The following is a 21,149-nucleotide window of genomic DNA, read 5'->3' as shown; positions in this document are numbered from 1 at the left end:
CCGTCAGGAATTTTGTCGACCATACGGCGCCTGCGACGTGCAATGTTATAGCGTTGCACTCGACATCGCCGCCGGTGTCGAAGTCAACCCTTAGAAAAAAGATCGTGAACAGACAACCTACACGCTCCATCGCGCGGTGGCCCGGCCGGTTATCGCCGGTTCCGTTGGCCTTGCTCGCATTCTCCGCGCAAGCCCAGCAAGAGAACGAGACACCGGATGCGTTGCCCGGGGGCGCGCTTGCGCCCGTCTTCGTCACCGCGAACCCGCTGGGCTCGACCAACCTCATCGCGCCGGCCACTGCGCTGTACGGCGACGCTCTCACCTTCAGACAGACCAATTCACTCGGCGAAACGCTCAATGGCCTGCCCGGCGTGTCCACCACGACGTATGGGCCGATGGTGGGCCGGCCGATCATCCGTGGCATGGACGGGGATCGCATCCGCATTCTGCAGAACGGGGTGGCGGCGTGGGACGCATCGTCGCTGTCGTACGACCACGCGGTACCGCAGGAGCCCCTGACGATCGAGCGCGTCGAGATCGTCCGAGGGCCTGCGGCGCTGCTCTATGGCGGCAACGCCATCGGTGGCGTCGTCAATACGATCGACAACCGCATTCCGCGCGAGCCGATCAAGGGCGTCACGGGCGCAGTCGACGCGAGCTACGGCGGGGCCAACGACGCGCGCGCCGGCGCGGCCCTCGTCGAAGGAGGCAATGGGCGATTTGCGTTTCACGTTGACGCGTTCGATCGGGACACCAGCACGCAACGTATTCCTGGTTTCGCGCACTCCGATCGCCAGCGCGCGCTCGACGGCCCGGATGCCAACGAGGCCTACGGCAGCATTCCAAACAGCGACGGCCGGTGGCACGGCGGCGCGGTCGGCGGTGCGTATACCTGGGCCGATGGCTATGCAGGTCTGTCGTACAACGGCTACGACGGCAACTACGGCTCGGTCGCAGAAGACGACGTGCGGCTACGCATGCATCAGGACCACGTAGCATTCGCCTCGGAGTTACGCAATCTGAGCGGGCCATTCTCGCAACTGAAGTTCGATTTCGGCTACACGGATTACGAACACAGGGAGATCGACAACGGCGAAACCAGCACGACCTTTCGCAACCATGGCTATGAAGCGCGTATCGAAGCGCGTCATCGACAGATCGGCCCGTTCGAGGGAGCCGTTGGCGCGCAGATCAGCCAGAACACGTTTTCAGCGCTAGGCGACGAAGCACTCGTCCCAACCACGCAGACCACCAACGTGGCGCTGTTCGGGCTGGAAGAGTGGAACGTCACCGACGCCTTCAAACTCAGCGCGGGCGCACGCTACGAGCATGTAAAACAGGACCCCGTGGCCAACGGCAACGACAGGTTCGCGAGTGCGACCGACCGCGACTTCAATGCGGTCAGCGCGTCGCTCGGAGCGTTGTACAAACTGTCGCCAGTGTGGTCGGTGGCGGGCAATGCCGCCTATACGGAACGCGCGCCGGCGCTGTACGAACTCTATGCAAACGGGCCGCACGATGCGACGGGCCAGTATCTGATCGGCAATCCAGCTGCACAGAAAGAGAAGTCCGTGTCGACCGATCTGTCATTGCGCTTTGCGAGCGGCCCGAACAAGGGTAGCGTTGGCGTGTTCTACAGCCGCTTCAAGAACTATCTGACCGAATTCAACACAGGGCGTCTCGTCAACGACGACGACGAAGTCGTGCCGCCCGGTACCGATGGTGCGTTGAACGAGGCGGTATATCGCGGCGTGCGCGCGGAATTCTATGGCATCGAACTCGACGGCAGATGGCGCGTCTTTGAGAAGGGCGCGCATCAGGTGGACGTCGAACTCGTTGCCGACTACACACATGCTCGCGACATCGACAACGGCGAGGCGCTGCCTCGGATTGCGCCGCTGCGTGCGACGCTCGCCGTCGACTATGGCTACGGACCGTTCGGCGCGCGTGCCGAGATGGAGCATGCGTGGGCTCAGAATCGCGTACCCGACAACGATCTGCCGACTTCGAGCTATACGAGGCTGGGCCTGATTCTCACGTACAAGTTCCATGTCGGCACAACGAACTGGCTTGCGTATGTTCGCGGGGATAATCTCACGAATCAGGAGATTCGCTATGCAAGTTCGGTGGTCCGGGATATTGCGCCAGAGGGGGGCCGCAGCGTGATGGTCGGCATGCGTACTACGTTCTAGCCGGATCATGCAGGCATGCGCGATGGGCGACACAGGATCGCTGCCCTGGGCGGCTTTCTTGCCAGTTAGCGCATGCCTCGAAGACACGCTCGTCCATCCGGCACTGGACCGTTGCTGCCGGCGGATCGTCGGTAGGCAAAATCGGCGACGCAGTCACTGTCACGTGCACTACGCTCGCGGCCCTCAGCACACTGAATCCTCGACGACGCGCAGTTCAAACACGTTATGCTCCCCGCTCAGCGAACTCGCAGCAGGCGCGGCGAGCGCACGCCGATACCACGCATGAAAGTGGCGCATGCCATCTTCGAGCGGCGATTGATACGGCCCCGCGTCACTCACGCCACGCCGGTGCAGACGCAGGCGCCCTGCATCCATGCGTTCGGCGATTTCATCGTCTTCGATCATTGTTTCCAGATACGCGGCGCGCTGCGCCTCGATGAATTCGCGCTCGAACGCCGCGATTTCCTCCGGATAGAAAAACTCGACGACGTTCAGCGTTTCCTGCGGTCCTTTCGGATAGAGCGTGGACACCACGAGCACATGCGGATAAAGCTCGATCATCTGAGTCGGAAAATACGCAAGCCAGATTGCGCCGAACGAGGGCGCGTCGCCGCCGCGGTAGTCGAGCAGCCGGTCGTGCCACGCCCGATAGATATCCGACCCCGGCTGCGCGAGTGCGTTATGTACGCCGACCCGCTGCATGCTGTACGTGTCGGCAAACTCCCAATCGAGGTCGTCGCAGGTCACGAATTTGCCCAGTCCCGGATGAAACGGAGCGACGTGATAGTCCTCCAGATATACCTCGATGAAGGTCTTCCAGTTGTAATAACAGATGTGCGTTTCGGTATGGTCGAACACATAGCCGGAAAAATCGAATTCGGGGCGTGCAAACGCATTGGCCATGTCTCTCGCAGGTTCACGCGGTCCTTCGTAGAGGAGTCCGTGGCAATTCTTCAGCGCGAAGCGTTCGAGATTGCGGCAAGGCTTGCGTTCGAACTCGGGCGCCCCGATCAGTTCGCCCTTGCCGTCATATGTCCAGCGATGCAGCGGGCAAACGATGTTGCCGCCGGTCGCGGCGAGATTGCCGCTCGATTGCGCGGCGCCGCCCACGTTCCCCGTTTCTCCGCCCAGCATCAGCGCCTGGCGATGACGGCAGACGTTGGAGAGCAACTGCACGCCGCTCGCGTTACGCACAAGAACGCGGCCGCCTTCCTCCTGCGGCAGACGGCGCCAGTCGCCCAGCGCGGGCACTGACTGTTCGTGGCCCACGTACAGCGCGGCGTTCGTGAAGATGCGCGCCATTTCTCGCTCGAACAGCGCTTCGTCGAAATAGGCGCTTGCCGGCAGTTGCAGCTGCGCGTCTTCCGCATCGGACGGCGGAACAAGATGCGTCATGTTGCTGATGTCGTTCATCGGTCGTTTCCATTTCGGTTAGACGCCATGTGCGCGTGCGTTCACGTTCACGTTCACGCGGCCGGCATGGCATCCCGTTCCGCATTCAGGCGCACGATGCGCTCGCGTTGTTCCAGTCGCGGGCATGTGCTGCAAAGTTCGCCATCGCGTCGGCGATAGTGGTAGCAGCAGGTCTGGCGATCGAGCGCGAGCGCGCTCGCGCCGTCGCTGCGTGCGAAAACGAAAAAGCCGCCACGGCCTGCGAGTGCGAGCGCCCGGAGCCAACGTTCGCCGAGCGCTTCGATATGCGCGTGGCTCCAGCCGGGATGCGTGGGCCGCAAGGCGAGCAACGCCGCCAGCACGCAATCGGCCTGCATGCATCGCGCGGCGTGAGCATTGAGCCGGGCGATGCTCGACAGTTCGTCGAAAATCTGCGCGCAGCAGGCGGCAATCTCACTCGCGGCGCGATCGATCAGGGCGTCGGGATCGCCCTGCACCGGCACGTGATCGGGCAACCGCACTTCGCGGGTCCAGCCGTTCTCGATGGGCTGCTCGAAGCGATCGAGCAACAGCGCGCGCTGAGCTGTGTGGACGCCGACCACGCTCAGGTAAATCGGCTGCCAGATCAGAATGCCCCAGCAGCGCAACGACCAGTACGCACGTCCGGCTTCGGGATATCCCGTGGTCCAGAAACTGAGCAGCGCTTCCAGCGCGACACGATTGCCGTCGCAACGGGCAGGGCGAAAGTGCGTTGCGCGACGCGCGGATTCGTCGTTGCAGGGCGGCGAAGAGCTTGCGCAGTCCGCGACGACTCCGCGCAGGCCAGGCACTACGCGTGCGGCGAGCCGCAGGAAATCTTCCAGTGTGCGGTTCGCCGTCATGCTTACGCTTCGACCGCTTCGGCGAGCGCGGCCGTTTCGGCTTCCTGCGATGCGGCGCGCCGTCCCGCAAGCGGGTTCTGGAGATTGCCCGCCATCTTCAGATTGCCAGCGGGGTCCGACAGATTGACCATCTGCAAATTGTTGCCGAGCTGCAGGCGATTGAGGCACGAATGCAGGAACTCCGGCGCGAACAGGTCGTAGTCGGCAAACTTCTGCGCGAGCTGTGGATGCTCTGACTGATAGCGCGCGACGCAGCCTGCCACGGCGTTCCAGAACACATCTTCGCTGCAGCAGCCGTGCTCGACGAGAATCTGGTTGACGTAGCGGAAGAAGCCGTCGAACACGTCGATGAAGATCGCCAGCAGCTTCACGTGTTCGGGCACGTCCACTGCGAGCCGCCTCACGTTCTCGGGAAGCTTGGCGTCCTTGTTGAGGATCGCGGATTCTTCCGCGATGTCCTTCATGATCGCGCGCACCGGCACGTGGTTCTCCATCACGAGGATCAGGTTCTCGCCGTGCGGCATGAACACCAGGTCGTGGGTATAGAAGCAATGCACGAGCGGTGCGAGATACGCGTTCAGGTAGCGCTCGAGCCACGCCTGCCCGCTGAGCCCGGACGCTTCGATGAGCGCGGGCAGCAGCGCGCGGCCGTGGCGGTCGGTGTGCAGCAGCGCCGCCATCGTCATCAGGCGTTGGCCTTCGCCCACGAGTGTCAGCGGATTCTCGCGCCAGAGCGCCGAAAACATCTTCTTGTACGGACTGTCGGCCTGCACGGCCGTTTCGTAATAGCGATTGCGAAAGCCGAGCGACGCGACTTCGCGCAGGATCGTGAAGCCTTGCTGCTGCAAATAAGGATCGCTCGCGACGAGGTCCTTGATGTAGTCGTTGATCGCCGGCGTGCCCGACATGTAGTATGGCGAAAGACCACGCATGAACCCCATGTTGAGTATCGATAGTGAGGTCTTCACGTAGCGCTTCGAGCGGTCCGAGAGGTTAAAGAACGTCCGGATCGATTGCTGCGCGAGATAGCGGTCGTCGCCATAGCCCAGGCAGATGATGCGATTCGTCGCGACGTACGACGCGAACGCGATCGACAGCTTGTTGAACCATTGCCACGGATGGGCCGGCATCAGACGGTAGTCGTCGAAGTTACAGCCGCCGGCTTCCACGATCTCCCTGAATCGTGCGATGGTCGGCGCGCCGAGTTCCTCGTCCATGAGACGCGCGTAGTCGAGGTCGTCACTGCAATGAAAGGCGGCGTTGTCCTGATAAACCGCGAGCCAGACGACCTGAATCGGCGAACCGGCTTCCGGCGCGAACGCGCGATAGTCGCCCGCGTCGAAGCCGAGGCGGCCATTGTTGGCGACGAAGCCCGGGTGACCTTCACTCATCGCGGTTTCGATCGCCTGGAAGTCGGCGCCCAACAGTTCGGGCGTGTCCGGGCCGACCTTGACGGTCTTGTACGCGGCGCCATACAGGGTGCTGCTGATTTCGTCGAGATAGATCGGCAGCATCTCTTCCTTGATGCCGAGACGACTCTTGACGTCGAGGATGAAGGCGAGCGCGTCCAGCGGCTGCTGAACACCGTCCCGTGTGCACACGATCGACTCTGGACGAATGCTCCAGTGACGCAGCGCGAGTTGCCGTGCTTCGAAGCTGTAGATGCTCGTGCCGTCGTCGGACCTCAGTTCGTAGCGCGCATGGTGTTCGCCGGGCGCGTCGCCGATACGCGTCGGCTCGACGATCAACTCGTGCGCGTATTCGGCGAGCGCCTTGCGAACCAGCATGCGGTTGGCGTTGCGCCATACGTCGGGTGTGAGATGCGCGGCGGCCTGTTGCGGGGCGAGCGTCACGTGTTGCATCGAAGGTTGCGTCGTCGGTTGGGTCATGACTTGATATCCTTTGCAGTGGTCTTTTGAAGGGTGGCGTAGAAGTCGGCTCGCGTGCAGAACGCGAGCGAGGCGGTTTTCTCACGGAACGCGACGTTCTTCGCATAGACGAAACCCATCGCGCGGTTGAGTGCGTGGATACGCGTGTTGCGCGCATCCGGTTCGACGACGATGCGCTCGGCGTCGAGTTGTTCGAACAGGAACCTCATCAGCGTCTGAAACACGCGCCGTGTATGTCCGGGCGCGGGCGTCGCGGCGGGTCCTACGAACAGATGCATGCCGAGATCGCCGTCGCGCACGTCGTAGTGCTCGCCCGCTTCGTCGTGCGCCGGGTCGTAGCTCTCGAAGAGAAAGACGCTCGCGCCACGCTGGCTGCCGATCCATGCACGTGCGTGGCCGGAGTCTTCGATGGCATGATAGAACGCGGCGACCTCGTCGACGCTCTTGTCCTGCATGTTCCAGAAGGCGGCGCGCTCTTCGATGAACCAGCGGTGCAGCATGGGTGCGTCCCGTTTGGCGTCGAGCGGGCGGATGTAAAAGCCATTCACGGTTGCGCAGAGCGTTGCGTGTTGCGAGCTAGCCGGGTTATCGGCGAGTCGTGCGCCAGATAACGGCGCGGGCGCGCGTAGTGCGATTTCGTCGGAGGCGATGTCAGTTCGCATGGCCGGTGGCTCCTGTGTTGGCAAGGTCATTGGAAAGCGCGGCATCGGCGAGCGCGGCATGCTCCGTGTCGCGAGCGGGCCGTCGTTCGAGCAGCCAGATGCTCATCAGCGCGCATAGCAAGAGGCCCGCCGAGGCGATGAGGAACGGCGCGCGCAAGCTGATTTCATCGACGATCGCGCCGGCGGCGAACGAAGCGAGCAGCACGCCGAGGTTCTGGAAGAAGTTGATCACGCTGAAGTCGGTGGCATACGACGCGGGCGTACTGAGTGCGAACATCGTCACGTCGAGCTTGACGACGATCTGGAAGAACGCCCAGCCGAACAGCACGCGCCCGACGATGATCCACAGCGGCGCTTCGACGCCTTGGAGCAGCATGCCCACGGTGCAAAGCAGCAGATTCGGGATCATCTGATCCGGCAGACGCCGGCCTCGCCTCGCGGTGTGCTTGTTGATATACAACGCGACGAGTGCAACCATGCCGGGAATCGCGAAGACGAGCCCGGAGAGCAGCTCGCTCGGCGAACCACTCGTGTTCTGCCAGTAGGACGACATGAACGGCCGGATCAGGTACACGCAGAAGTCGAACGCAAGCATCAGCAACGCGAGCCGCAAAATAGGCAGCCGAGTGCGCAGCGTCGGACGCACGATCGCAGCCTGCGCTGTCGCTTCGTCCGCGAAGCGGCAGCGTCGTGTGATGGCGTGCGAGCGGATCAGCCACATGCAGATCGCCATCTGCGCGAAGTCGCCGGCGGCCATCGCGAAGATGCAGGTGCCCGCGCTCCAGACCTGCATCACGAAGCCGCCCGCCACAGCGCCCGCGATCGCGCCGAAGTGCACGACCACCGAGAGCAGGCCGATCGTATGCACGTGGGACTCCTTCGGCTCGAGCCGCATCATGTACGGGTACATCAGCAGATAGCTGCTCTTGCACATGAACATCGCGAGCGAGAACACCCAGAAGAGCGGCAGCGTCGACGCCCAGTAGCTCGCCAGCGACAGGACGCCGGCTGCGCATTGCGTATAGACGAGCAGATGCATGGCGTCGAGCCGTTTGGCGATGCGTGCCCAGATGGGCAGCGTCAGCATCACGACGATCGAAATGAACGCCACGTAGGCGCCCGCGTGCACAGGACTCGTCACGCCGTAGCGCGCCGCGAAGAACTGCGGATAGAACGGAATCAGGATCGCGTCGCTGACGACCGCGAAGGTCGTCATGAGGATGATCATGTTGCGCAACTTCATCGCGCCTCCAGCGGCGCTTTGACGAACGCCTCCGTGTCGGGCACCGAGAAGTCTTGCAACGCGATGCGCCGCTCGATCTTGTAGTGCTCGACGCCGGTCAGTTCGCGCAGGATGCACGAATTGCGGTAGCAACTCATGCCGAGGTCGGGATTGGTCAGCCCGTGGCTCAGAAGTCCGGCGTTCTGCACGAAGATGTCGCGTTCGTTCACGTCGATCGCATAGTTTCGTGACAGGCGGTAACGACCGTTGTCGTCCCAGCGGATGCGCTCGCGAATGCCGTCGATGAAGTCCGGCACGTTCTGCCGGTAACCGGTCGCGAAGATCGCGCCGTCTGTGATGTGCGTGTACTGCACGCCCTCGTCGCGCTGCACGAAGCGCAGATGGTAGCGGTCGTCGACGTGATCGTGATGGCAGCCGGTCAGTTCCGAGTTCGTGATGAGCCGCGCGTTGCGATGACCGCGGCTGCGGCGGTCATCGAGCAGATCATAGATCTGGTTGATCAACGAAGCATTCACGCCTTTGTAGAGACTGTCCTGCTTCGCGATGATGCTTTCGCGGACATTGCCCGGCAGGTTATAGAAATAGTCGATGTAGTCGGGCGAGATCATTTCCAGCGTGAGCTTGGTGTTCTCCATCTGGAAGAAGCGCGGCGAACGCGTGATCCATGTGAGCGAATAGTTGTACATATCGCTTTCCTTGAGAAGATCGTGAAATATTTCGGCGGCGCTCTGGCCGCTGCCGATCACCGCGATCGATCGCTTCTGCTGCAATTCGTGTTTGCGCGCCACGTAATGCGCGCTGTGAATGCAGCGCTCGCGCTTCGCGTCGCAACAGGCCGGCAGTTGCGGCACCGAACCCACGCCAATCACGAGCCGCTTCGCGCGATGCACGAAGGTCTGGCCGGTTCGCACATGACGCCCGCTCACGACGTAATGGGCACGCTCGCGATCGTATTCGACATGCTCGACACTGGAGCCGAAAGCGATGCTGGAAAGCTGCCTGATCGCCCATTTGCAGTAACGGTTGTATTCCTCGCGGCTCAGGTAGAAGCGCTCGCGGATGTAATACGCGTAGAGCTTGCCCTCCTGCTTGCAGTAGTTAAGGAAGCTGAACTTGCTCTTCGGATCGGCGAGGCTGACGAGGTCGGCAAGAAAGGGATTTTGCAGCGTGGTGTCGTCGATCAGCATGCCGGGATGCCAGTCGAAGTCTTCGTTGCGTTCGAGGAAGAGACCATGCAGATCGCGGATTGGGTCCGCGAGACACGCGAGGCTCAGGTTGAACGGGCCCAGACCGATCGCGATGAAATCGAGAACCGCCGGGTTCGTCCCGGCATCGGAGCCCGCACCTGCAGTACGGGGCTCGTGCTCATCGAAGATATTAGTTGTACTCATGTTCGAGTTTCCTCTTTGACCGGGTAGGCCCATGTTGGGATGCCATCAACGATGTATGGAAGTCACGAGAGTCACGCAACTGTCACAGCGAAACGCCCGCGAAGTGGCATGCGACTTATGTGTGAATGAGAGTGATTCGCGTTTGAGGATCATAGGAATTTCCTCGGCGTCTGGCAAGGCCGCATGACAAATTAAAGGAATCCGAATCAATTGATTGACTCACTGCGCATGAACGGGTCATGCGTCGTAGCGGGCGCAAAGTCGCTGTGGATCGAAGAGGCGCAGGGTTGTGGCGCTGTGCGCAACAGGCGCCTGTCGGGACCACGAAAAATGCGGTTCTCCGATTTCATCGAACTTCATAACCCTTCTGCACGTGGGGGTTCGTGCGAAGCAGATATGCGGGGCCACACAGAGCTGGGAACGCCGTCTGGCGCGCGACGCAGCGCTTCCAAGGGGCCGTAAGGCAATCGAATTGCAGCGTAAGGCTTTTAAATGGACGTGCGTTTTGCTAGTATCGCGCCTTTGAGAATGATTCCCATTCACAACGAGAGGCGCAGACGCCTCGGTCCTGCCAGACATGAAAAATCAACAAACCAAACGCCGTACCGGGCTCATGCCTTACCGTCCTTTGCAGATCGCCGCATGGCTCACTTTTGCCGCCGCATCTCAGCATGCCTTCGCTCAGAGCAACGCCAGCGCCGAAGCCGCGGCGCCGGCTGCCGCCTCCGGCGTGACAGCGGCTGCGCCAGCGACTGCCCGCGGCGAACAGGCATTACCCGCCGTCAAAGTGACTGCGGCCGTGCAGGCAGACTCGCCGCTGCATCTGAATACGCCTGTTTCGGCTGGCGCGCTCGGTTCGCGCTCGCAGTTGGAGACACCGTTCTCGACCACTGTCGTGACCGGTGAAGAACTCGCCGATCGCCAGGCCAACAAGCTCGGCGACGTGTTCGCGGGCGATGCTTCGGTGACCGACAGCAGCAACGCGTATAACGCGTGGGCGACGTACATCACGATCCGCGGTCTGCCGATCGACTGGCAGAACGGTTTTCGTATCGACGGCAATCCCTTCATTTCATACGGCATCACTATGCCTTATGAAAATCTGGAACGGGTCGAGTTGCTCAAGGGCCTCGGTGGCTTCATGTATGGTTTCGCGCAGCCAGGCGGCATCGTCAATTACGTGACGAAGAAGCCGGGGGCCGAACCGGTGACGAGCGCCTCTCTCGGCTACCGGATGGACGGCGTGCTGAGCCAGCACGTGGACCTGAGCCGCCGTTTCGGTCCGGACGGGATGTTCGGCGCACGCATCAACTACACGCACGAGGCGGGCAAGACCTATAACGCCGGCGACATCAACCGCAATTCGGTGGCGTTGGCGCTGGACGGCCAGCTCACGCGCGACCTCGCCGTCTACTTCAATGCGATCTATCAGCAAAGCCGCTCGAGCGGAGGCACGCCGGCGATCTACACGGGTAGCTATACGGCGGCGAATCTGCCCGCGACGATCAGCGGCGGCAGCAATCTGCTGGGCGGCACCGATCAGCATCTGAATACGAACCTTCAGCTCTACACGGGAGGCGTGCGCTACCAGATCACGCCGGACTGGTCGTTCAATACGTCGCTGAGCTACAGCAAGTCGACACGCGACCGTAACGAGAGCACGCTCACGCTGCTCAACCAGGCGGGCGACTACACCGACAACCGCTGGAACGGCGACGAAGGCCACCAGGACATTTACTGGCAGGGGATGTTCGAAGGCAAGGTGAAGACCGGCCCGTTCATGCATCAACTGGTGCTCGGCGCGTCGTGGCAGCATCAGACCAACGACTACAGCGCCGTTTCGTACTCCTTCGAACTCGGCAACGGCAATCTCTTCCAGCCGAATCCGTGGCGCTATTACTCGGGCGCGGGTCTCGACAAGTATCGCGCGAGCGAGATCACGCAGAAATCGGTGTTTGCGAGCGACACGATCCAGTTGACGAGCCGCTGGTCGGTGCTCGCGGGCGTGCGCGTCACGAACTACGATCAGCAGACGTACAACGTGAACGGCTCGCTGGCGTCGTCGTATGGTCACAATGGTGTCGTCACGCCGACCTTCGCGCTCATGTACAAGCTAGAGCCGAACACGACGGTCTACGCGAGCTACGTGGAGTCGCTGGAGCAAGGGACGAGCGTCGCCAGCAATTATGCGAACGCGGGGGCGCTACTGAACCCGCTGCGCTCGCGTCAGTATGAAGTCGGCATCAAGAGCGAGCACGGGCGCTGGAGCGCGAATGCGGCGCTGTTCCGTATCGAGCGCGGCGCCACGTACGAGAACGACCAGCACGTGTTGACGCAGGACGGCACGTCGATCTACCAGGGTATGGAAGCGGGCGGCAGCGTGCGTCTGGGTCGCAGTTGGCAGGTGGCGGGCGACGTCATGCTGCTCGACACGTGGTACGCGAAGGGGCAGACGTATAACGGCAACCGCGTCGCCGGTGCGCCGCGGTTCGTTGCCGCAGCGCGCGTGACCTACGATGTTCCGTTCGTGCCGGGTCTGCAGGTGGGCGCAGATACGAAGTACACAGGCAATATGGAAGTACGTCCGGCGGGCAATCTGCAGACGGGCGGTTATATGCTCGTGAACGTCGGTGCGAACTATATGACTCGCATCGGCGGCCACGACGTGACGCTGCGCGCGGCGATCGATAACATCACGAATCGCCGCTACTGGATGTTCCAGTACGAAAACTACATTGCGCCGGGCGATCCGCGTACGGTCAGCCTGAATGCGAAGATCGATTTCTGATCGAACGATGAAGCCTGCTTGCCGGTTAAGTATCGGCAGCAGGCTTTTCTCGCGAACCACGATAGCCCGCGTGCAGCAGCCACTAGCGCCATGTGGGAAACACACCGAAACCGCTCGTCGACGTGGCATCAATCAAAGGGTGATTCTTCAGATCGGACGGCTGCTTCAGGGCATTGGACCTTCCACGACGGACGGACTACCGACCGGGAAAAATTCGTCACGCAGCAAAGAGCTGGACATGAGATCCGGCCACATGCCCGCGCCATATCTGATGCCGACATCGATGCGCGCAGAGGAAGGCATACCCGAGCGCCGCGCGGAGCTACCTGCGGTAGCCCCTCGCGCGGCCTGCGTGTGTTACCCCTGCACACAGGTAAATGAAGCTGCGCTGTTCATGTCGCCCGCGCCGTTATAGCTAGGCCAAGCCGGATACTGGCACAGTGGCCGCGTGCGTCCCGGTACGCCCGCGGTATCGGTGACCACCTGATGCACCGGCTGCTTGCCGTGCTCGACCCAGTTCTCAAGCGTCGTGAGCGAGTCCCACGAGGCGTTGAACTCGGTGCCTACCCCGTGCTGCAGCCCCGGAATCTCGTAGAAGCGCACGAACGACCCGACGGCGCCGGAGCCCATGGTCAACACCAAGCGCTGATAGTAGCTCTCGGATGCCCGCGTGCTGACGGTCAGGTCCACGGTGCCGTGTGCCATCAGCACCTTGCCGCCGCGTCGCATGAAGGACGTCAGGTCTGCGTCGGTCGCGTCGAGTCCAGACAGCGTGCTGATCCGCCCTGACCATCGACCGGCAAGCGCCGGGTTGAACGTCAGCGAGTTGGCGTTCGGGTTGCCCATTACGGTGTAGCGGACGAACTCGTCGCTGATCTGTCCGTCGAACATCGTGGTGATCTGCAGCGGATACGACGGCTGCGTCGTACCGAGCGCGAGCAACGTGACCGTTTCCTCGAGCGGAGAACCGCTGCCCATGCCGAGATCTGCGCCATACACGTTAAAGCCGGGGTACTGCGTTTCGCCGCTTTCGAGCGGATACGCAAACACGAGGGGCGTGTTCATCGTATTGAGCGCCGCGATCTGCCGGTCCGACAGACACGTGTCGCCGCGCGCCGCACCGCCGGAGCAGCGCAGTCGCTTGCCGTCGACGTAAGCCGTCGCGGGATTGAACGTCGCATTGCACGCCTGCACGTTGCTGATCAGCCCGTCGGCGGCGCCGTCGAGCCCATCGCACGCCTGCATCACCGCTTTCAGAAGGAGCGCGCGCTGCGCCGTGTCGAGGTACGCGCCAGGCGCCGCGAAGCCTTTCGTCACGCGTAACTGTTGCAGGCTCAGCGTGGTGAAGTCGTACGCGGGATAAAACGAGATCACACCATCCCAGTCCTGCGGCCAGCGCTGCGCGACGGTCAGCGCCTCCCGCCCGCCAGTCGAGCCACCCGCGAAATACGCCTTGTACGGATGCGTGCCGTAACGCTTGTCGATGATCACGAGCGCCGCGTCATGCGTCTTCTTCAGCGCTTCACCCATGAAGTTGTCGTACGCCTCGGCGTTGACGGAGAACGCGCCGTCTATCGAGCCACCCGTCCCCTCGTGCCCGGAATCACTCGCGAACACCGCGTAGCCACGCGACAGCGGTCCCGGCAGATCGGGCGGCGCGCTTGGCACGTTGTCGGTCACGGCAGGAATCGAGCCGTTGAAACCGCCGCCGCCGAGCATCAGGATCTTGCCGTTCCACTGGTTAGGCAACGCGATGTTGAACAGGATGTCTGGGGCGGACCGATCGATCGGATGAATTGCGCCGGCCACGAGACAGTACGACGGGGTCGCCGTCGGCCCGCTGCCGCTCGCTGTCACCTGTGCGGTCGATGTGACGACTGCGCCGTTTGTCGGCAGGCCGATCTCGGGGGCCTGGATGGTCAACCCGTTCAGGTGCTGGCAGCTTGTTGTCGACGGAGGCGGCTTGTGCCGTCCGCATGCCGCGTCGCCACATGAACCGGCCACCGACTCCGCATGCGCGCCGCCGCTCCACATGGCGCACAGTACCAGCACAGGGAACACACCCAGCCACGACAGCACGCGTCCACACGCGCGCCACAGCCCGCTGCTCGAGTTCATCGCTTTGTCTCCGTCCAATTAGGCCTGGAGACGGCGCCGGACATTGCGGCAACGGCCTGTATGCCGCAACACACACGTGACCCTTATCTCGCCCGGGTCAACCGCGCGGCCACCGCATGCGCGACGATCAACAGCGTGTTGCGCGCGATACCCGCCCGACACCGCATACCTGAACCTGCTGCCAACTCATTAGAAGACTTTCGATGGCCTGTCTACGCAATGCTCGAAGGTCGTCGCATTCGCGCTCGCATTGCCGTATGACCAAAGCCACTGCGCTCCGCTATTGCAGGCGCAACGGCAGCGGCTCACCGGCGCGCTAGTCGTAATGCTCGAGAAGGAGATGGTTCGATACATCATAGTCGCTAACGCGCGCCGCAGACGTCGAATCGCGCTCAAATGCATGCTTGATGTCTACACAGAGTTTTATATTTTTCAGCGTTCGAAGTTAGACGCTCCTTGTCTAACGTTTGAGACATCTGGCGTTGACGCTCCAAGCGCCTTTTTGAACATCGTGATAAACGCCGTTACCGATTCATAACCGAGATCGGCCGAAACTCGCTGCACGTTCGCGCCCGAGGAAGTTCGCGGATTGCAACGATCAAGACATGAGCAAGGTCGGGAAAGGCACGCTCTCTTGCACGTCTATTGCCCGCATACGGTTCTGACAAAACAGCGATTAGTGCTTGCAGAGGGGGATGAAGTTACCGCTGTGCTAACGATCCATCAGCACAATGAGCGCTGGGGCTATATTGTCGCGCATATAAAGCAATAGAAAGAACTCACACAAGTCACCGACAACGCGCGCTCAGATACCCGCAGTAGCCGGTTCGATGACGTTGGGTAGCTAACGAGCTAGCTGGGTAATCGCCGTCTCTCGAAGGTCGTCACCAGGGAAAATGGCCGATTGCCGGCTCGCCTGCACGCCTTCGGGAATGCAGCAACGTGACCATCCGCGCCGTCCGGTTCACTACGGCGCGGACGGGGCAGCCTGGGCGAGGAAGCGAGTGCAGTAGAAAGCGGCTCAACCAGAAGTGAAATGAACTGACCCGCTGTTTTTCGCAGTAGTCGCAGCGTCGCGCGAGAATACGACGCGCTGCCGCTCAGAGCAGCTTGCCAGGATTCATCCGGCCTTTCGGATCGAGCGCGCGCTTGACCGCCCGCATCATGTCCAGCTCGACGTCGCTTTTGTACTGCGACAGTTCTTCGCGATGCGCCCGGCCAATGCCGTGCTCCGCGCTAATGCTGCCGCCGTACTGCACGGCCATGCCATTGACGATCGTGCCGATGGCATCCACACGCGCATCGCGATCGGTGACCTGCGCCCACACCGCATGCGCAAACAGCACGATCGAATGAATGTTGCCGTCGCCCACGTGGCCGACGTACAGAAAGCGCGCGCCTTCGACGAGGCCCGCGTTGAGCAGCTTCGCTTCGGTCTGCGCGAGGCACTGCGGGATCTGCGAAATGGGCACGGAGATGTCGTGCGTCACACTGGTGCCGAAGCGCACATTAGCTTCGGACACGACATGCCGAATATGCCACAGCGCGGCCGACTGGGCTTCGCTCGCGGGCAGCGCGGCATCGAGCGCGATGCCGTCTTCGAGCGCGGTGCCGATCACGTTCTCGAGCATCGCTTGCAGCGGCGCCTCGTGCGACGGGTCGGCGAGTTCGATCAGCACGACCCAGGGCGAAGCGCCGTCGAGTGGGTCGCGCGTGTCGGGCACTTCCTGATAGACCACCTCGAGCTGGCTGCGCGACATCAGCTCGAACGAGGTCAACGCATCGCCGCAGGCGGCGCGACAGCGCGCAAGCAGGTCGATCGCGGCATCGGCGGATTCGAGCGCGACCCAGGCCGTCGCGTGCGCGCGCAGCGCAGGAAAGAGCTTCAGCACCGCCGCGGTGACGACGCCGAGTGTGCCTTCCGCGCCGATGAACAGCTGCTTCATGTCATAGCCGGTGTTGTCCTTGCGCAATCCGCGCAGCCCGTTCCAGATGCGCCCGTCGGGCAGTACGGCTTCGAGCCCGAGCACGAGCGCGCGCATGTTGCCGTAGCGCAGTACCGCGGTGCCGCCCGCGTTGGTGGAGATATTGCCGCCGATCTGGCACGAGCCCTCGCTCGCGAGCGACAGCGGAAACAGACGGTCGACGGACGCCGCCAGCTCCTGAATCTGCTGCAGCGTGCAACCGGCTTCCACGGTGACGGTGTCGTTGCCGATGTCGATGTCGCGGACCTTCGCCATGCGCGCGAGGCTGATGATCACGGCATCGCCGGCTTCGGACGGCGTCGCGCCGCCCACGAGACCCGTATTGCCGCCTTGCGGCACCACGCAGATGTCGTGTCGGGCGCACAGCGCCATGACCTGTGCGACCTGTTCCGTGCTCGACGGTCTGACGATCGCGCGGGCCTTGCCGTGGTAGCGGCCGCGCCAGTCGCTCAGCAGCGGCTCTGCATCGGCTGGGTCGACGAGGCCGGCCGGCCCCACGATGTCGCGCAGTGATTCGACCAGATTCATGATTGGACGGCTCTGGGAGCAACGGTGACGTTCGGTTGGACGGCGGGCGCCGACGCTACCCGCGACGTGCCGGGCTGCGCATCGGCAATGCGCTCGTGCAAGGTATCGATGTCTGTGCAACCGAGCAGGGTCATCGTGGTGACCATCTCCTCGTACAGCAGCGTAAGGACGTGATTGACGCCGGCCTCGCCGCGGGCGGCGAGGCCATAGAGCGGCGCGCGGCCGAGCAGCACGCCGCGCGCGCCGAGCGCGACGGCCTTGACGATGTCGGCGCCGCGTCGCACGCCGGAATCGAGCAGGATGTGCAGCGAATCGCCGAGCGCGTCGGCCACCGCCGGCAGCACTTCGATCGGTGCGTGCGCGCCTTCGAGCTGACGGCCCCCGTGGTTGGAGAGCACGATGCCGTCGGCGCCATGTTGGCGCGCAAGGCACGCGTCCTCGACGGACATGATGCCTTTGACGATGAGCGGTCCCTTCCAGTGCTTGCGCAGCCACGCCATGTCGGACCAGGCGAGCGCAAGATCCATCTGACGCGCGAGCGCCGCCGCCTGACGTTGCAGGTCCGGCGCTTCGCCGAGGCTCTTCGCGAGGTTGACGAGCTGCGGTGTGCCCTGGCGTGCCATCTGCAAGGCCCAGTGCGGATGACGCAGCAGGTCCAGGATCAGCCGAGGCGTGATCGGCAGCGGCAGGCGGTAGTTGTTGTGGATGTCGTGATCGCGCTTGCCGTGCACGGGCGTATCGACCGTGACGAGCAGTGCCGTGTAGCCCGCCTCGGACGCGCGCCGCATGATGCTCTCGGCGATGCGGCGGTCCTTCTGCACGTAGAGCTGCATCCACAGTTCGGCGTGCGGCGCTGCCTCGCGCACGTCTTCGAGCAGCGAAGTCGAGGCGCTCGACAGCGCGAGCGGCACGCCGCGGGCCATCGCGGCGCGCGCGAGCAACTCGTCGGCTTTCGGCCAGAAGAGTCCGTTCAGTCCGGTCGGCCCGACGGTCATCGGCGCGGCTGCCGCATAACCGAAAAGCTGCGCGGCGGGCGAGACATGCGAGACGTCCACCATCGCGCGCGGCGCGAAATGCACGTCGGCGAAAGCGGTGCGGTTGCGCGCCAGCGTGTGACCGTCCTCGGCGCCGCCGTCGAGATAGTCGAAGGCGATCTTGGCCAGCCGCCGGCGTGCGGCTTGCCGATAGTCGGCGACGTTGGCGAAGCCTCGCGTGGATGAATAGAGCAGACTCATTGCGCGATCAGCTGAAGACGGGCTGTTCAACGGCGCTCAACGTAACACCCACTCGTTGAAGCGTTCAATGGCGACGTCCTGGTGCGCGGGCCAGTAAGCCGGGTCGATGCGCACGCCGCGGCGCAAGTTTTCGGCGTAGGTCGGCAGGTTCTTCGCACGCTTCGCGTCGATGAACTGGAACGCGTCGGGATGCGTCGGGCCGACGGCGAGCGCGCTCGCGACCTCCGCCTGACGTTTCGGGTCGGCACAGAAGGCGACGAACTGGCGGCATGCATCGACGTTGTCGCCGCCCTTCAGGATGCCGAAGCCTTGCGGACCATAAATGTGGCCGCCCCAGGAAATGGCGAGCGGCGCGCCGGCGTCGATGGCGGGCAGCACGCGCGCGAGCCAGCTCGCGGCCATGGCCACTTCGCCTGAGCGCAGGATCTGCTCGCACTGGGCGCCGGTCGTCCACCAGATGTCGATGTTCGGCTTCACGCGATCGAGGCTCGCGAACGCCTTGTCGAGATCACATGGATATACGCTGCCTGTCGGCGTGCCGGCTGCCATCAGTGCCTGTTCGATGGTGTCGAACGGAAACTTGCGCAGCGCGCGCCGCCCGGGGAAGTTCTTCACGTCCCACAGATCGGCCCACGAGGACGGCGCCTTGCCGCCCTTGATCGCATCGGTGCGGTAGGTCATCACTGTCGTGTAGACGTTGTGTCCGACCGCGTAGGTGTCGACGAACTGCGCGGGAATCTTCGAGACCGCGGTGTTGCCTTCGAGCTTGACCGGCTCCAGGTACGTCTTGCCGTTGCGCGACAACAGGTACACCGCCGGGAAGCTCAGTTCGGCCATGTCCCACGTCTTCGCCCCGGTATCGACGATGCTCCTGATCTGCGCGGTCGGCTCCGCGCCCGAAGCCACGCCCACGACCTCGATGCCGGTGGCCTGCTGGAACGGCTTGTAGAGCGTGCGCGTGTAGATGTCGGTATAGACGCCGCCGGAATCGCGGACCACGAGCCTCCGGGCAGCGGCTTTCGCCGATGTCCAGATGGCCGGCATCGCCAGCCCGGCGGCGCCGGCTACGCCAAGACGGATGAAGTCGCGGCGCGAAGCTGCGGACAGCCTGTTTCGTTCGTTTGCCATCGAAGACTCTTTCTGCGAGAAGTGGAACCGGCGCGTGCCGCAAGGCAGCGCGCTGCGAGAGGGGCGGCTGAATGCACCTTCGAGGCACGTCCGTGGGCCGTACCTTGAAGGCTTCGTCCCATGTTCGGGCCGTGCGCGCGTTGGGCCAAACGACATAACAACACCAGGTGATTCGGAAAACTCATGATGCTCCGCACAAAGGGCTCGACGTGTCGCCGATCGACTGCGCGTCATACTGGCTGGCCTGTTGCAGCAGCCACAGGCGGAACTGTTCGAGCGGCTTGCTGTGGCTCAGCTCGGTGGGATAGACGAGGTAGTACGCGGAATCGACCTTGGTGGTGGCTTCGAACGGCACGATGAGTCCGAGTTGCCCAAGCTGTCCGTTCACGAAGAACTTCGGCACCAGCGCGATGCCCAGCCCCGCCGCGGCCGCGTTGATTGCCATGGTGTGCAGTTCGTAACGCACGCCATGCATCGTGCTGGCGTCTTCGACACCGAGATCCGCGAACCATTGGGTCCAGCCGTCGGGGCGCGTGGTGGAATGCAGGAGCGGATAGGCGAGCAGTTCGTGGGCTTTCCTGATCGGCTGATCGAGCAGCGAAGCCTTGCACACCGGCACCACTTCCTCGCCGAACAGATAGTCCGCCGCCGTGCCGGGCCACGTCGGCTTGCCGTAGTGGATAGCCGCTTCGAAGTGCGAGTCCGTAAACGAAAACGTCTCCGTGCGCACGCCCATGTTGACGCGCACGTGGGGCGTGCGGTCGTAGAAATCCTTGATGCGCGGAATCAGCCACTGCGACGCGAAGGTGGGCAGCACCGCGAGTTCCAGATAGCCGCCGCCGCTGCCGTGCGCAATGATGGACAACGTATCGCGGTCGAGCTGTTCGAGCGAGCGCCGCACCTGCGTGCCGTAGATGCGGCCGGCGCGCGTCAACACCACGCGCTGTCTGGCGCGAACGAACAGCCGCACACCGAGATTCGATTCGAGCGTCGCGATCTGGCGTGAGATCGCGCTCTCCGTGAGGAACAACTCTTTCGCCGCGTGAGTGAAGCTCTCATGCCGCGCGGCCGCTTCAAAAGCCAGCAGCGCACCCATGTTGGGGATCTTGAATTTGCGCATGGTGATTCTGAAATTCATTACGTGGCAATTTAATCGCGCTTCACGCGCAATACAACGATTCAAAATAGTGTGGCTCACGCTGACGCGCTCGCAGCGGTGGCAGTGTGACGAAATATCAACACCTCGTGAATATTCTTGGTTTGACGTTGCGCCTGCGTTTACAGATAGTTGCGTGCATTCCGTTCGGCCCATTGACCGACCAGATACCATGCGCGAAGAAGAGGCGTTAGAACGACTGTGCGGCCCTCCGTGCATCCGCAATCACCACGCGGCAGACAAGTAGGACCACGTAATGAAGAAGAGCTTCCTGACGGTGGCCTCCGTGTCGTCACTCAAGCAGAAGACGGACAGGGCATTCGGAGCTGCCGAGGCGAATGCTCAGGACGCCGATCTGTGGCGCTGGTTCACGCTCCTCGTGCAGGACCGGCGTTTGCGTTGGTGTCAGGCGCAGGACCGGTGGTTCGTCAGTGTCGACAACCGGCATGTCGCGACCGAATCATCGTTCGATCAAGCGATAAGAAGTGCGAAGGCTCGTGTTCAAAAGCCGGGCCGCGAAGACCGTGCGGCGTGCGTGTCACCCTGAAACAGGCTTCGCGC

Annotated in this window: 14 protein-coding genes; 3 read left to right on the top strand and 11 right to left on the bottom strand. The window is 62.8% G+C overall.

The window, feature by feature from the left end:
• The first annotated feature begins 170 nt into the window (after positions 1 to 170).
• On the top strand, positions 171 to 2,192 hold the full coding sequence (locus HV770_RS10765) for a TonB-dependent receptor (RefSeq protein ID WP_425497393.1): 2,022 nt from the start codon (positions 171 to 173) through the stop codon (positions 2,190 to 2,192).
• A gap of 183 nt (positions 2,193 to 2,375) precedes the next feature.
• On the opposite strand, the gene HV770_RS10760 is transcribed toward HV770_RS10765, so the two are convergent.
• Genes HV770_RS10760 through HV770_RS10735 form a run of 6 tightly spaced genes read right to left on the bottom strand, consistent with a single transcriptional unit; the run spans position 2,376 to position 9,650 of the window.
• A complete protein-coding gene (locus HV770_RS10760) occupies positions 2,376 to 3,605 on the bottom strand; it encodes an aromatic ring-hydroxylating oxygenase subunit alpha (protein WP_175159361.1) in 1,230 nt (409 codons plus the stop codon).
• A gap of 53 nt (positions 3,606 to 3,658) precedes the next feature.
• Entirely contained in the window at positions 3,659 to 4,465 is an 807-nt protein-coding gene (locus HV770_RS10755) for a siderophore ferric iron reductase (RefSeq protein ID WP_175159360.1), read from the bottom strand.
• A 2-nt stretch (positions 4,466 to 4,467) separates the two neighbouring features.
• Entirely contained in the window at positions 4,468 to 6,354 is a 1,887-nt protein-coding gene (locus tag HV770_RS10750) for an IucA/IucC family protein (protein WP_425497392.1), read from the bottom strand.
• On the bottom strand, positions 6,351 to 7,016 hold the full coding sequence (locus HV770_RS10745; protein WP_175159359.1) for a GNAT family N-acetyltransferase: 666 nt from the start codon (positions 7,014 to 7,016) through the stop codon (positions 6,351 to 6,353). Before HV770_RS10745 ends, HV770_RS10750 begins: the two co-directional genes overlap by 4 nt.
• Positions 7,006 to 8,259 carry an MFS transporter gene (locus HV770_RS10740; protein WP_175159358.1) on the bottom strand — a complete coding sequence of 418 codons (1,254 nt, stop codon included), beginning with the start codon at positions 8,257 to 8,259 and terminating at the stop codon, positions 7,006 to 7,008. The genes HV770_RS10745 and HV770_RS10740 overlap by 11 nt, the downstream gene beginning before the upstream one ends.
• Complete coding sequence (locus HV770_RS10735) at positions 8,256 to 9,650, bottom strand: lysine N(6)-hydroxylase/L-ornithine N(5)-oxygenase family protein (protein ID WP_175159357.1); 1,395 nt, start codon at positions 9,648 to 9,650, stop codon at positions 8,256 to 8,258. The genes HV770_RS10740 and HV770_RS10735 overlap by 4 nt, the downstream gene beginning before the upstream one ends.
• A gap of 577 nt (positions 9,651 to 10,227) precedes the next feature.
• Between HV770_RS10735 and HV770_RS10730 the strand changes: the two genes are divergently transcribed.
• On the top strand, positions 10,228 to 12,438 hold the full coding sequence (locus tag HV770_RS10730) for a TonB-dependent siderophore receptor (protein WP_246290828.1): 2,211 nt from the start codon (positions 10,228 to 10,230) through the stop codon (positions 12,436 to 12,438).
• A 357-nt stretch (positions 12,439 to 12,795) separates the two neighbouring features.
• Here the strand turns inward: HV770_RS10730 and HV770_RS10725 are convergent, their stop codons facing one another.
• From HV770_RS10725 to HV770_RS10705, 5 genes are all read right to left on the bottom strand, one after another.
• Complete coding sequence (locus tag HV770_RS10725) at positions 12,796 to 14,556, bottom strand: tannase/feruloyl esterase family alpha/beta hydrolase (RefSeq protein WP_246290826.1); 1,761 nt, start codon at positions 14,554 to 14,556, stop codon at positions 12,796 to 12,798.
• A 1,100-nt stretch (positions 14,557 to 15,656) separates the two neighbouring features.
• Positions 15,657 to 17,069 carry an FAD-binding oxidoreductase gene (locus HV770_RS10720; protein WP_175159356.1) on the bottom strand — a complete coding sequence of 471 codons (1,413 nt, stop codon included), beginning with the start codon at positions 17,067 to 17,069 and terminating at the stop codon, positions 15,657 to 15,659.
• Positions 17,066 to 18,304 (bottom strand): alpha-hydroxy acid oxidase, encoded by a 1,239-nt coding sequence (locus HV770_RS10715; RefSeq protein WP_175159355.1) that lies wholly within the window; start codon positions 18,302 to 18,304, stop codon positions 17,066 to 17,068. Before HV770_RS10715 ends, HV770_RS10720 begins: the two co-directional genes overlap by 4 nt.
• Before the next feature lie 36 nt (positions 18,305 to 18,340).
• The gene (locus HV770_RS10710; RefSeq protein ID WP_175159354.1) at positions 18,341 to 19,432 is read right to left on the bottom strand and encodes an ABC transporter substrate-binding protein; all 1,092 of its coding nucleotides are present in this window, start codon (positions 19,430 to 19,432) and stop codon (positions 18,341 to 18,343) included.
• A gap of 181 nt (positions 19,433 to 19,613) precedes the next feature.
• Positions 19,614 to 20,552: a LysR family transcriptional regulator gene (locus HV770_RS10705; protein WP_175159353.1), complete on the bottom strand. Its 939-nt coding sequence runs from the start codon at positions 20,550 to 20,552 to the stop codon at positions 19,614 to 19,616.
• 292 nt (positions 20,553 to 20,844) lie between these two features.
• Between HV770_RS10705 and HV770_RS10700 the strand changes: the two genes are divergently transcribed.
• Positions 20,845 to 21,135, top strand: a complete 291-nt coding sequence (locus tag HV770_RS10700; RefSeq protein WP_246290823.1) for a hypothetical protein — start codon at positions 20,845 to 20,847, stop codon at positions 21,133 to 21,135.
• The last annotated feature ends 14 nt before the right edge of the window (positions 21,136 to 21,149 follow it).

The sequence above is a fragment of the Paraburkholderia fynbosensis genome, assembly GCF_902859935.1.
GTDB classification, from domain to species: Bacteria; Pseudomonadota; Gammaproteobacteria; order Burkholderiales; family Burkholderiaceae; genus Paraburkholderia; species Paraburkholderia fynbosensis.
The sequence above is the reverse complement of the archived record's forward strand: the minus strand, read 5'-3'. Positions and strand labels throughout refer to the sequence as shown.